We start from the raw sequence: 11,577 nt of genomic DNA, 5'->3' as shown, positions 1-11,577 counted from the left end.
TCTGAGTCGCTGAGCCCGCCGAGGGCCAGCCCGGCAGCCAGATAGTCACGATCTGCGCTCATCGGCTTGCCTCCAACTCTTCTCGCAGCTTCTTCATTCCGTCTCTGATCCGTGACTTGATGGTACCCAGCGGCACCTGGAGGTCCTCCGAGATCTGGGTGTGGGTCATACCCTGATAGAAGGCCATGACGATGGGTCTGCTCTGATCTTCGGGGAGGATCTTCAACGCGGAGACCGTGCGATTTGACTCCGCCCGGTCGATCACGGTCTGCTCGACTCCTTCCACCGCCTCGGTGGAGGTGCGCAGCCCGTCGGCGAGGTCACGGTCCTGCTGGGACTGAACGCTGCGTACACAGTCGATGGCGCGTCTGCGACACAGGGTGACCAGCCATGCCCTGCCCGTCCCTCGGGTCGGGTCGAAACCCGAACACCGCGTCCAGACCTCGGTGAAGCAGTCCTGCAAGACCTCCTCGGCCAGTGTTCGGCTCTTGACGATCCGGACGATCACGGCCATGAGGATGCGGGAGTGCGTGGTGAACAGCTCTTCGAATGCGGACCGATCGCCCTCGGCGATGCGGATCAGCAGGGCTCCTCCGGGATCGGCGGTTTCCGCCGGCTGATGGTCAGAGCTCATTGCCCAATCATGCCATGCATGCAGACACCGATCACACCTTTCCCAGGTGAGCGAGTCGAACGAGGTGCGGGAAGCGGTCGGGCCGTGCGCTGTCGAGACGGTCAGCCGGCGTTCGCACGAAGCCGCTGGGACCATCGAGGATGCGAAGGCGGCCGGGAGCCGATCCTGGTGCTGCTGATCGATTCCCGGCCGCTGCATCGTGATGCCCTCTCACTGTGGAGGTTCCGGTCACTTCTCCGGCATCATCACGGAGTCGACCATGTAGACCGTGGCGTTGGCGGTCTTGACTCCGCCGCAGACCAGTCCGGCATCGTCGAATTTCATGTCCTCGCCCTCACCGGTCACGGTCACCTTCGAACCCTCCACGGTCTCGTGTTCACCGGCGATCTCATCGGGGGAGAGCTGTCCGGGGATGACGTGGTAGGTCAGGACCTTCGTCAGCTGGTCCGAGTCCTTGGCCAGGGCGTCGAGGTCGTCCTTGGGCACATCGGCAAAGGCGTCGTCGACCGGGGCGATGACAGTGAACTCGTCGCCGTTGAGGGTGTCGACGAGGTCGACATCGGGGTTGAGTTCGCCCGAGACCGCCTTGGTCAGGGTTGTCAGCATCGGATTGTTCGACGCGGCAGTGGCCACCGGGTCCTGGCCCATGCCCTCGACGGATCCGGCCCCGTCCGGGTTCGCCTCGGCGTAGGCCGAGCAGCCCTTGCCGACGAGGTCGGCATCGGCCATGGAGGAGTCGCCGGACTCGTCGGGCATCTCGGACTCGCTCGAGTCAGCCGGTTGGGATTCGGAGCTGCCCGACTCCGAGCCGGAGTCCTCGCTGCCGGATCCCGAATCCATTCCGCAGCCGCTGAGGGCCAACAGGCCGATGGCGCCGGCCGAGAGGATGGTGGCTGTGCGTGTGCGAAGCAGAGTCTTCATTGTTCTTCTCCTTAGAAACAGTAATGCGGATGATCCCACAGCTGTGAAGTGGTCTCCAGTACTCGCTGTGTACTGAGTATTCGGTGCGGTTTCGGGTTCGGATGGGTGGATGGGGAAGAAATATGAGAATTTCTTCGCCGAGGCGGCTGCGGGCTCATTCGACGCGGAATTGGATGTGGTGGTGCCCGGTGGCCGAATTCGGGATCGACTCCCGACGTTTCGAAGTCTGCACCGTGCCGTCCTTGTCCGTGGCACGCACGGTGAGGGTATGGGAGCCCGCAGCCACCTCGGCGAATTCGGCCCGCCACTGCCGCCAGGTGTCGATCGTGACCTCCGCGGCCAGATCCGCCTGCGTCCAGTCACCGTCGTCGAGCTTGACCTCGACACGGTCGATCCCTGAATGCTGCGCCCAGGCGGTGCCGCCGACCTGGATGTCTCCGGCCGGGACCGTGGCCAAGGGCCCCGGCACCTCGATGCGGGAGGCGACGAGGATGGGCGCCAACGCATCCCACCCACGGTCGGTCCAATAGGCGGTCTTCTCATCGAAGCGGGTGACCTCGAGTTCGGTCACCCATTTCGTCGCGGAGACGAAACCGTAGAGCCCAGGAACGACGAGGCGGGCGGGGAAACCGTGGATCGGGGTGAGCGGTTCGCCGTTCATCCCCACCGCCAGCAGGGAGGCGCGGTCATCGGTCAGCGCACCGAGCGGAGTCGAGGCGGTGAAACCGTCGAAGGAATGGGAGAGGACCATATCGGCATCAGCGCTCGGGCGGGCTCGGGCGAGGAGTTCGCGCACCGGATAGCCGAGCCAGGTCGCGTTGCCGACGAGTTCCCCGCCGACGGGGTTGGACACGCAGGTGAGCGTGATGTGGTGTTCTTCGAGCGGCAGGTCGAGGACGTCGTCCATCGTCAGGGTCACCTCCTGATCGACCATGCCGTGGATGCGCAGGGACCACTGCTGCGGGTCGATGACCGGTGGTGAGAGCACGGTGTCGATGCGGTAGAAGTCCTTGGCCTCGGTGACGAAGGTTGCCGTGCCGTCGACGCCGGTGCTCGCGGCCGCGGGGATCGCGGCCGCTTTCTTTGCGGGGGTGGGCAGGACCAGCTTGGCCACTGCGGCGCCGGCATCCTGTGTGAGCGAGACGATGGTCTGACCAGCGGCGATGCTGGCGGCCCCGATGGCCCCGACGGCCCCGGCCAGGCCGAAGAAACGGCGGCGGCTCAAGGGATCCGACGTCCGCGAACCGCGCGTGACATCGGCACGGTCGGCCGCCTCGGCGGGGGATGCCGACAGGCCGAGACGCAGCAGCAGGATGAAGCCCGTGATGCCGACCGCGAAGCCGATGAGCGCGGGAATGAGGTCGAGGGCACCCGCCTCGGGGCGGATGATGATGACGATGATCGGGACGAGCCCGGCGACGATCAGCAGCGTCGTGGCCAGACGCCGGCGGGAGGCGGCCAGGGCTCCGACGAGACCGGCGAGGACGATCGCACCCAGCCCGGTGGAGAGGACGAGGACGAGCTTGTCGTTGTCGCCGAAGAGGGCGATGACGGGTTTGATCGCAGCCGGGGGCGCCAAGGGGATGATCGCCTGACCGAGGGTGAGCAGGGGTGCAGCACTCGGGTTGAAGGCACGCGCGATGAGGTCCGCGAGACCGAACATCAAGACGGTGGCGACGATGCCTGCCACGGCGCCGCGGAAACGGTGGGTTGCACGGGTTGTCCGATTCATAGTGATCATTCGGAGCCGCGGGCGCCGTGGATGGGTCTGTACGCTTTCGTTGCTGACCATTCACTGAAACGCCAGTGACCTTGTTGCGCGCCTGTCGTAGCATGGTGCAATGACTGAGAACCCCGGATACGCCCAGCCGCAGGCTCCGACCGGAGATGCGGATGAGCCGAAGAGCCCGAGCGCGCCGATCTACACCGCGAAGGTCGAGAACCTCGGCGGCACCTCAGGCGAGGTGCGCGTCGAAGACGGCCAGACCCTGCCCACCGCCCCGACCTCACGGGTCGAAGAAGGCAACAACCCGGAACAGTTCCTCGCCATGGCCTGGTCGACCTGCCTCGGCGAAACGCTCAAGGTCGTCCTCGCCGTCAATGACATCGAAGCGCTCTCACGCGTGCGCGTCGAGGTCGAGCTGCACAACGAACCCTCCGGCAGCGGCTACTACTTCGCACCGAAGGCGTTCATCTCCATCGAAGGGGTCTCGGACACCGACGCCGAGAAGTTCGCTGCCCGCGCCCACGCTCGCTGCCCGATCTCCAAACTGCTCGTGGGCAAGGGCACCCCGGTCGTCGAGATCGAACCGTACAAGAATTCGGACAACTTCCAGCTCAGCTGAACTCTCCACCCACCTCGGCGAAAGGAGGCCCCGACTGCGAAGTCGGGGCCTCCTGAGTCGGCACTCGGGTGTTGACTGTCGGACTCCGCGGCCACCTCGGCGGCGATCTGCGCCACCTGGACGGCCGCCTCGGCGAGGAGGAATGGTCCAGGGGGCCCAACGGCGGATTACAGTGTCTGCTAAGACATTCAGGGGTCGAGCGGATGCGACACGACGAGAGGAGCCGAGGTGGATATGGACCTGCAGGAGTTCCTGTTCCTCGCCCTCGACCTCACCGGCACGTTCGTCTTCGCTGTCTCCGGAGTGCTGTTGGCCGCGCGCCGCGATTTCGACATCACGGGAGGGTTGGTGTTGGGCACGATGACGGGAATCGGCGGCGGAATGATCCGCGATGTGCTCCTCGACCGGGTGCCCAATGCCATCGGCCAACCGATCTACCTCGCCCCGCCGGTGATCGCGACATTGCTCATCTACATCATCGGCTCCCACATCTCCCGGGCCCGGATCTGGATCGTCGCCTTCGACGCGATGGGCCTCGGCCTCTTCAGCGTCACCGGCACGACGATCGCGCTCGCCGCCGGGACGAACTATCCGGCGGCGCTGCTCATGGGTGCGCTGACCGCGTGCGGCGGCGGGCTCATGCGCGATGCCGTGGCCAGCGAGGACCCGGCGATATTCCGCGGCACCGACCTCTACCTCATCCCCGCCCTATTCGGTTCGGGGCTGACGATCATCGCCGAGGTGACCGGACTGTTGGGTGCCATCGCCTCCCTGGTCATCGCGGCCGCCGCCTTCGGTTTCCGCATGCTCGCCTGGAAGCTGCAGTGGCGGGTGCCGCAGCCGATGCGGCAATGGTCGTACCGGGACACCGGTCGTCGAGTGAAGAAGAAGCTGCCGTCGGTGTTCCGGAAACCGGACTGAGGGTGTGACTTGTGGGACGGTGTCTGACCGGTTGAGGTCCGCAGTGGCGGATCTGAAACAATGAGACCGGCACCAGCTGCCCGTGCTTGTGCGAGGATGAAATCATGAGCGACACACCGATCGGACCGCCCCCACCCGGGCCGCTTCCGTTGCGCGAGGAGGAACCGGTCCCGACATGGACGCGTGACTTTCTGCGCGTCCTCGGCTTCACCCTGTTCGGTGCGCTCTTCTTCACCTTTCTCATCTGGTTCGCCTCGACCGGGCTGATGGTCGGCAACAACTTCGAAATCATCGAAGCGGATGCGATGTGGATGGGAATCTGTGCCGCAGGCCTGGCCTTCTTGTTCTCATTCCTGTTCATGGAGCACAAACGACCGGATGACGGGTTCCGGCGTGAGGGTCTCATCCCGCTGATTCTTCTCAGCGTGGTCGCCTCCGCAGTGATCGTCTCGCTGGTGGCGCTGGTCTGGCCGTTCTTCCTCGGCGTGCAGGCCGTTCCCGGAACGGTTGCGGCGGAACTGGGCAGCGATCCGGCGAGCTTCTTCCTCGTTCTGCTCTTCTTCATCGGCGGCATGGCGTGGAGTACGGGCATGATGTTGCCGATGATGATCGGCGGCTACAAGGTCGCGCTGTGGCTGCTGCTGCCGTATCTCGGATTTGTCTTCCTTATCTTCTTCGCCGGTGTGGAAGTCTTCGACAATCCGCCGAGCCTGCTCGCCACGATGATCTGGGTGGTCGTGGCGCTGATCGGTCTGGCGGTGCTGACGGTTTTGACGATGTTGCGGAATGTCATCGACAAGCCGAAGCTGCAGATGACTGCTGCCGAGCGTGATGCGGCCTACCAAAGGTACCTGGACGATAGGCGTCGGCGTGGACTGACGAACGAGAACCCGCTGCCGGGCATCGACGGGCCTCAGCGTCCGCCGCGTCCGCCGCGGGGCTCGAGGCGGGGCTCGAGGCGGTGAGCGTGCAACGGTGACTCATCGGTATAGACGCGGCCATTGTCACCTGGAATGATGAACGCATGAGTGAGCTGAGAAGCAACTGGGCGACCGACCCCGCACCACTGCTGCGCGTCGGGGAGGGATTCCGCCTCGGCGAGGTCGACCAGCAGTCGACGCCCGGCTACGACGGGGACAAGAAATCGGGGAAGAAGGATCTCGAGGCGCTGTCGATCGAGCTGAGCGATCTGCAGGAGCGCCTCTTCGCCGCGCACCACGACGAGGACTCCGGGCCTGCCGTTCTCCTCGTCCTGCAGGCTATGGACACCGCCGGCAAAGGAGGCATCGTCCGTCACGTCGTCGGAGCCGTCGACCCGCAGGGCGTCGAGCTCGCCGCCTTCAAGAAGCCGACCGAGGAGGAGCTCGCCCACGACTTCCTCTGGCGCATCCGACCGCGCGTGCCCGGGCCCGGAATGATCGGAGTCTTCGACCGCTCACACTACGAGGATGTGCTCATCGGCCGCGTCCGCGAACTCGCCGACGCCGCCGAGATCGAGCGCCGCTACACCGCCATCAACGACTTCGAAGCCGAACTGATCGCGGCGGGAGTGCACATCGTCAAGGTCATGCTCCACATCTCCCCGGACGAGCAGAAGGAGCGCCTGGCCGAACGCCTCGACCGACCCGACAAGCACTGGAAGTACAACCCCGGAGACGTCGATGAGAGACTCCTGTGGCCGGATTACATGGACGCCTACCAGGTCGTCTTCGACCGCACCTCCACCGAGGCGGCGCCCTGGTTCGTCGTGCCCGCGAACCGGAAATGGTACGCCCGCTTGGCTGTGCAGCGTCTGCTGCTCGATGCCCTGGTCGACATCGACCCGCAGTGGCCGGCCGCCGATTTCGACGTCGAAGTCGAGAAGAAGCGGCTCGCCGAGAGCTGACGATCACGTCTGTACCCAACGGCGGGCCGCCTCGGCGAAGGATCTGCCGTGACGAATCGCGACGTCAGTCGCGACGGATGCTGAAGTCGACCTTCGTGGGGTGTTCGACGGTGCGCGAGACCGTGCAGTACTTGTCATGGGAGAGCCCGACGAGGCGTTCGACGCGGGCATCGGCCTTCCGGCCCTCCTCGTCGTCGGGGAACTCGAGATCGAAGTCGAGGTGGACGTCGTCCACCCTGGAAGCGCCGTCTTCGTCGATCTTGTCCGCGGTCGCGGAGACGTCGAACTTCGTCGGCTCGGTGTGACGGCTGGTCACGGTGTCGACGTCGATCGACGAGCAGCCGGCGACGGCGGCCAGGAGCAGTTCGACGGGGGTCATGAGTCCTTCGCCGCGACCGAATTCGATGCTCGCTCCGCTCGGGGCGGTGGCGCGGTAGTGGTTCTCGGCGATGCGGGTCAGTTCGATGCTGCGGATGTCTTCACTCATGCCTCAATGATGGCAGACTTGCGCGGCTGCAGACTTGCGGGGTCGCAGGAGCGGGGGCGATCACGGTCTGGCGAAGTCGATCTCGCTCGACTGCTGGACCCGTGCCTGCCGGCCGGGACCCGATTCGAACTGCCAGTACAGGTTCGTGTGGGACACGACCTGCTCCGGAGGGGGAGCGCCCCACTCGGTGAGATCCTCGGTGGTGTGCGCGTCGGTGACGAGGGTGACGTCGTAGCCGCGGGCGAAGCCGCCGTGGATGGTCGAGCGCACGCAGGCGTCCGATTGGGCACCGGTGACGATGAGGTGGCCGACGTCCTTTCCGGCGAGCACCTCCTCGAAGTCCGTCTCCTCGAAGGTGTTGCCGTGGGTCTTGTCGATGATGGACTCGCCGTAGGCGGGAGAGAGCGTGTCGACGATCTGCCATTGCGGGGAATCGAGCGGAAGCTCACCTGAGCTGTGCCGGACCCAGACCACCTCGGTGCCGGTGTTTCGGGCGCGGTCGACGAGATCGGAGATCGTGGAGATGACTGACTCGGAGTTCCAACTGGCCTGCATCACCCCGGTCTGCACGTCGATGACGACGAGGGCGGATTTCGGACGAGTGGATGACCGCGGCTGAGCTGTGGGCATATGATCCTCCTTGATCAAGGATCATTGTCCTCGCTCCGATCCCAGCAGGCAAGAGCGCGGCGCCGGTCTGTTCTGCGGGTGTGAGAATAGGCGAGTGAGCGATTCCTCCGAGACATCCGGCGACGAGGTGGGCGTCGGCAAAGTTGGCGCGGGCAGTGCGGCCGCGGGCAAAGCGGGCGGCGGCAGTGCCGCCGGTCCGCGCCGTTTCAGCGTCCTGCGCAGCTGGAAGACCGCGCCCTACCTGGTCGGATCGGGTACGGCGATGATGGGCGACAACATCGAGCACGTCATCACCTACTGGGTGCTGTGGCAGAAATTCGAATCTCCGGCTCTCGTCGGGTTCCAGCTCATCAGCCATTGGCTGCCTTTCCTGCTGCTCTCCGTCTATGCGGGATCCCTGGCCGAACGCTTCGACTGCCGCCGCCTCATCCAGATCGGGCAGATCATGTTCATGGTCGTGTCCCTGTGCTGGGGGATCCTCTTCCTCACCGACTCCCTGCAGCTGTGGCAGGCCTGCGTGCTGCTCGTCATCCACGGACTCGCCGGTTGTCTGTGGGGTCCGGCCGAACAGATGATGCTCCATGACTTCGTCGATCGGACAGAGCTGCCGAGCGCGGTCCGCCTCAATGCGACCTTCCGCAGCCTCGGCATCCTCTTCGGTCCCGTCGTCGGTTCCGCCCTGCTGCTCGGGGTCGGCGCCACATGGGGCATCTTCATCAACATCATCTTCTACCTGCCGCTGACGATCTTCCTCATCCGCACCCCTTTCACCGGACATCTGCGCAGCGGAGGGGTGCGCACCGCGCGGACGACCCTCATCCAGTCGCTGAGGGTGCTCATCGATGTCCGCCACAATCGTGCGATCGTCGGCATGCTGCTGCTGGCGGCGCTCGCCTCGACGACGATCGGGGCGGTGCTGCAGACGGCGATGCCGGTGTTCGGCGACATTCTCAATCCGGTCGGTGGGGACAGCGACTTCACCTACGGGGTGCTGCTCTTCGCCATGGGCGCGGGCGGAGTGCTCGGCGGGTTCGGGCTCGAGGCGACCGGGTGGATCAAGGCCGTCCCGGCTGCGGCGGCACTGGCCGCCTCGGCGATGGGCCTGAGCGCGCTGCTCTTCGCCCTGACCTCGCACCTGTGGGTGGCGGTCATCCTGTTGGTGATCGCCGGGGTCTCGAAGATCACTGCCGAGTCGACCGAGATGGCCATCATCCAACTCGAGGCGCCGCCGGAGATCCGCGGTCGCGTCATCGGCTCCTATGCGACGTTCGGCCCCGGCATGCAGACCTTCTCCGGAGTCACCGCGGGAGTGCTCGGCACGATTGCCACGCTCCCCGGAGCCGTCATCATCGGCGGCACGGTCCTGGCCATCGGAGCGGTGGCCATCGGCACCTACGCCATCACAGGAGGCCGCAACCCCCCTGCAATTACTACCTGACGGCGGCGCAGCAACCTGGCGCCAGGTATCTGCGCCGCCGTCACCTGCTCCAGCGCGGGAATTCGGTGTGCCATCGATCGGGTTCGCCCACGTCAAAGGCACACGACATGAGGCCCGACCGGGAGCAGCCGTCGACGGTCACGGCCCGATCGGCGATCGTGAGTTCTGCTTCGTCGATGTCGAGCGACGGCAGGTACTCAAAACCGTGCAGAATCCGCGGCTCATCCGCATGACCACCTCACTCGTCGACGACACACTGACCATCACCCTGCCCGACGGGCGCTCTGCCTCTGGGGTGCCAGTCGGGCAGGGCGAGCGCCTGACCTGCTATTACTGGAAGCGACCGGTCGACCTCGAGCTCACTGACGGCCCGCATTCGAAGCTCGCCTCCGAGTGGCTGGGAAGGCCGGTGCGGCTGGCCCGCGCACTGCGTGGAGACGTGATCTACGGAGCTGGCCTGTCGATCGTCACGACTGCTTCGATGAGGGAACTCGCCGATCGATCCGTTCACCACGAGCTGCTTGACGAGGCCGCCCGCTTTCGTGCCACCCTCGTCCTCGACACGGACGAACCCTTCATCGAAGAGACTTGGCGAGGCCGGGAGGCGACGGTGAACGTGCCGGACGTCGGCGCGCTGCGTGTGCGGATCGGGGATCCGATTGCGCGGTGTGCCGTCCTCGATCTCGACCCGATCACTGGAGAACGGGGCAGCAATCTGCTTAAGACGCTTGCCGCCAGCCGCCCGCGAAATGAGGTGGGTGAACCGTACTTCGGCGTCAACGCCGAGGTCATCGAAACCTCTGCGGCTCCGGACACCTGAGCGGCCATGTCCCAACGCAGGTGACGGCGGCCCAGATACCTGGCGCCAGGTTGCTGCGCCGCCGTCGGGTAGCAATCAGGTGACGGCGCCGCGGACCTTGTGCGCCGGGGTGTCCCAAAGTCGGTTGTCGAGGATGTCGCGCAGGGCCTCGACGGTGTCCCAGACCTCGGTGAACCCGATGTAGAGCGGGGTCAATCCGAACCGCAGCACCTCCGGCTCACGGTAGTCGCCGATGATTCCGCGTTCGATGAGCGCGCTCATCACCGCAAACCCCTCCGGATGCCTGATCGAGACCTGGGACCCGCGATGGGCGTGCTCACGTGGGGTGACGACCTCGACCGGGTGATCGGCCACACGCTCATCGACGAGGTCGATGAACAGGTCCGACAGTGCCAGGGATTTCTCGCGGACCTGTTCCATGTTCGCCCGCGAGTGGATGTCGAGGCCGAGCTCCGCCACGGACATCGACAGGATTCCCTGCGTGCCCGTGAGGTACCGGCGGATGCCTTCGGCGGGCCGGTAGTCCGGGGCCATATCGAAGGGCTGCGCATGCGACCACCACCCCGACAGAGGTTGGCTGAATCGGTTCTGCAGGGCTTCTGCGACCCAGATGAACGCCGGAGAGCCGGGCCCGCCGTTGAGGAATTTGTACGTGCAGCCGATCGCCATGTCCGTACCCGTTCCGGTCAGATCGATGGGCAGAGCACCGGCCGAGTGGCACAGGTCCCAGATGACCATGGCTCCGCCGGCATGGATCGCCGAGGTGGTCGTGCCCATATCGAAGAGCCGACCGGTCCGATAGTTCACATGGGTGAGGACGACGAGGGCCACCTCGTCGGACATCGTGGTCGGGAATCCTGCGGTGACCTCCCCATCGTCGACGAGCCGGACTTCGTAGCCGTCGCCGAGCTGCTCGGCCAATCCTTGAAGCATGTAGATGTCGGAGGGGAAGTTCTCCCGCTGGGTGAGGATGATCCGCCGGTTCGGGGAATCCTCGGCCTGCATCTTCAGCGCCGCCGAGGCGGCCTTGAACAGATTGATCGACGTGGTGTCCGTGACGACGGTCGACCCGGCCCCGCCGCCGACTAACCCGGCGACCTTCTCACCCAACTTTGCCGGCAGATCCCACCAGCCGGCGGTGTTCCACGACCCGATGAGGCCGGTGCCCCATTCGTCGGTGATGACGTCCTGGGCGCGTTCTGCGGCTCCCTTTGTGCGGGGGCCGAGAGAGTTCCCGTCGAGGTAGATCGTGCCGTCCGGGAGCAGGAACTCTTCGCGGAAGCCGCGCAGGGGATCGTTCGCATCGCGTCGTTCACAGTCCGCACGGGTGATTGCTGTTGGATTCGCCGAGGTGGCTGTCCGGTCAGGGGTCGTCATCGTCGCCTTCCACGTGGTGAGGGAACCGGTGGGTTCGTCTGCATTCCAGGCTACCGCCTCAGAACTACCTGACGGCGGCCCAGCAACCTCGCGCGAGGTTGCTGAGCTGTGCTGTCTCA

At 65.5% G+C, this 11,577-nt stretch carries 12 protein-coding genes; 6 read left to right on the top strand and 6 right to left on the bottom strand.

Annotated features, from left to right (window positions below; genetic code table 11):
- Positions 1-58 precede the first annotated feature (58 nt).
- The 3 genes from ACTIIH_RS14700 to ACTIIH_RS14690 all read right to left on the bottom strand — a co-directional run bounded on the left by ACTIIH_RS14700 (position 59) and on the right by ACTIIH_RS14690 (position 3,287).
- On the bottom strand, positions 59-634 hold the full coding sequence (locus tag ACTIIH_RS14700) for a sigma-70 family RNA polymerase sigma factor (protein ID WP_441452655.1): 576 nt from the start codon (positions 632-634) through the stop codon (positions 59-61).
- Between the two features lie 228 nt (positions 635-862).
- Positions 863-1,555 (bottom strand): fasciclin domain-containing protein, encoded by a 693-nt coding sequence (locus tag ACTIIH_RS14695; protein ID WP_441452654.1) that lies wholly within the window; start codon positions 1,553-1,555, stop codon positions 863-865.
- A 154-nt stretch (positions 1,556-1,709) separates the two neighbouring features.
- Positions 1,710-3,287: a molybdopterin-dependent oxidoreductase gene (locus ACTIIH_RS14690; RefSeq protein ID WP_441452653.1), complete on the bottom strand. Its 1,578-nt coding sequence runs from the start codon at positions 3,285-3,287 to the stop codon at positions 1,710-1,712.
- Between the two features lie 109 nt (positions 3,288-3,396).
- Between ACTIIH_RS14690 and ACTIIH_RS14685 the strand changes: the two genes are divergently transcribed.
- The 4 genes from ACTIIH_RS14685 to ACTIIH_RS14670 all read left to right on the top strand — a co-directional run bounded on the left by ACTIIH_RS14685 (position 3,397) and on the right by ACTIIH_RS14670 (position 6,706).
- Complete coding sequence (locus ACTIIH_RS14685; protein ID WP_441452652.1) at positions 3,397-3,900, top strand: OsmC family protein; 504 nt, start codon at positions 3,397-3,399, stop codon at positions 3,898-3,900.
- 234 nt (positions 3,901-4,134) lie between these two features.
- Entirely contained in the window at positions 4,135-4,821 is a 687-nt protein-coding gene (locus ACTIIH_RS14680; RefSeq protein WP_441452656.1) for a trimeric intracellular cation channel family protein, read from the top strand.
- Between the two features lie 266 nt (positions 4,822-5,087).
- Positions 5,088-5,786, top strand: a complete 699-nt coding sequence (locus tag ACTIIH_RS14675) for a hypothetical protein (RefSeq protein WP_441452651.1) — start codon at positions 5,088-5,090, stop codon at positions 5,784-5,786.
- A 59-nt stretch (positions 5,787-5,845) separates the two neighbouring features.
- Positions 5,846-6,706 carry a PPK2 family polyphosphate kinase gene (locus tag ACTIIH_RS14670; protein ID WP_441452650.1) on the top strand — a complete coding sequence of 287 codons (861 nt, stop codon included), beginning with the start codon at positions 5,846-5,848 and terminating at the stop codon, positions 6,704-6,706.
- 64 nt (positions 6,707-6,770) lie between these two features.
- Here the strand turns inward: ACTIIH_RS14670 and ACTIIH_RS14665 are convergent, their stop codons facing one another.
- Both ACTIIH_RS14665 and ACTIIH_RS14660 read right to left on the bottom strand, forming a co-directional pair.
- A complete protein-coding gene (locus tag ACTIIH_RS14665) occupies positions 6,771-7,193 on the bottom strand; it encodes an OsmC family protein (RefSeq protein WP_441452649.1) in 423 nt (140 codons plus the stop codon).
- Positions 7,194-7,253: 60 nt separating this feature from the next.
- Positions 7,254-7,823, bottom strand: a complete 570-nt coding sequence (locus tag ACTIIH_RS14660; protein WP_441092074.1) for an isochorismatase family protein — start codon at positions 7,821-7,823, stop codon at positions 7,254-7,256.
- Between the two features lie 94 nt (positions 7,824-7,917).
- Between ACTIIH_RS14660 and ACTIIH_RS14655 the strand changes: the two genes are divergently transcribed.
- Together ACTIIH_RS14655 and ACTIIH_RS14650 are read left to right on the top strand one after the other, a co-directional pair.
- Complete coding sequence (locus ACTIIH_RS14655) at positions 7,918-9,261, top strand: MFS transporter (protein WP_441452648.1); 1,344 nt, start codon at positions 7,918-7,920, stop codon at positions 9,259-9,261.
- Between the two features lie 67 nt (positions 9,262-9,328).
- On the top strand, positions 9,329-10,081 hold the full coding sequence (locus ACTIIH_RS14650) for an MOSC domain-containing protein (RefSeq protein WP_441452647.1): 753 nt from the start codon (positions 9,329-9,331) through the stop codon (positions 10,079-10,081).
- Between the two features lie 75 nt (positions 10,082-10,156).
- On the opposite strand, the gene kynU is transcribed toward ACTIIH_RS14650, so the two are convergent.
- On the bottom strand, positions 10,157-11,458 hold the full coding sequence (kynU, locus tag ACTIIH_RS14645) for a kynureninase (protein ID WP_441452646.1): 1,302 nt from the start codon (positions 11,456-11,458) through the stop codon (positions 10,157-10,159).
- Positions 11,459-11,577: the final 119 nt, after the last annotated feature.

It is taken from the genome of Brevibacterium sp., from assembly GCF_052105255.1.
GTDB lineage: Bacteria > Actinomycetota > Actinomycetes > Actinomycetales > Brevibacteriaceae > Brevibacterium > Brevibacterium linens_B.
This window is presented reverse-complemented; position numbering and strand designations above follow the sequence as displayed.

Coding starts and splice junctions, on each gene's coding strand:
- ACTIIH_RS14700 (WP_441452655.1), bottom strand. CDS start 634: ATGAGCTCTGACCATCAGCCGGCGGAAACCGCCGATCCCGGAGGAGCC.
- ACTIIH_RS14695 (WP_441452654.1), bottom strand. CDS start 1,555: ATGAAGACTCTGCTTCGCACACGCACAGCCACCATCCTCTCGGCCGGC.
- ACTIIH_RS14690 (WP_441452653.1), bottom strand. CDS start 3,287: ATGAATCGGACAACCCGTGCAACCCACCGTTTCCGCGGCGCCGTGGCA.
- ACTIIH_RS14685 (WP_441452652.1), top strand. CDS start 3,397: ATGACTGAGAACCCCGGATACGCCCAGCCGCAGGCTCCGACCGGAGAT.
- ACTIIH_RS14680 (WP_441452656.1), top strand. CDS start 4,135: ATGGACCTGCAGGAGTTCCTGTTCCTCGCCCTCGACCTCACCGGCACG.
- ACTIIH_RS14675 (WP_441452651.1), top strand. CDS start 5,088: ATGGTCGGCAACAACTTCGAAATCATCGAAGCGGATGCGATGTGGATG.
- ACTIIH_RS14670 (WP_441452650.1), top strand. CDS start 5,846: ATGAGTGAGCTGAGAAGCAACTGGGCGACCGACCCCGCACCACTGCTG.
- ACTIIH_RS14665 (WP_441452649.1), bottom strand. CDS start 7,193: ATGAGTGAAGACATCCGCAGCATCGAACTGACCCGCATCGCCGAGAAC.
- ACTIIH_RS14660 (WP_441092074.1), bottom strand. CDS start 7,823: ATGCCCACAGCTCAGCCGCGGTCATCCACTCGTCCGAAATCCGCCCTC.
- kynU (WP_441452646.1), bottom strand. CDS start 11,458: ATGACGACCCCTGACCGGACAGCCACCTCGGCGAATCCAACAGCAATC.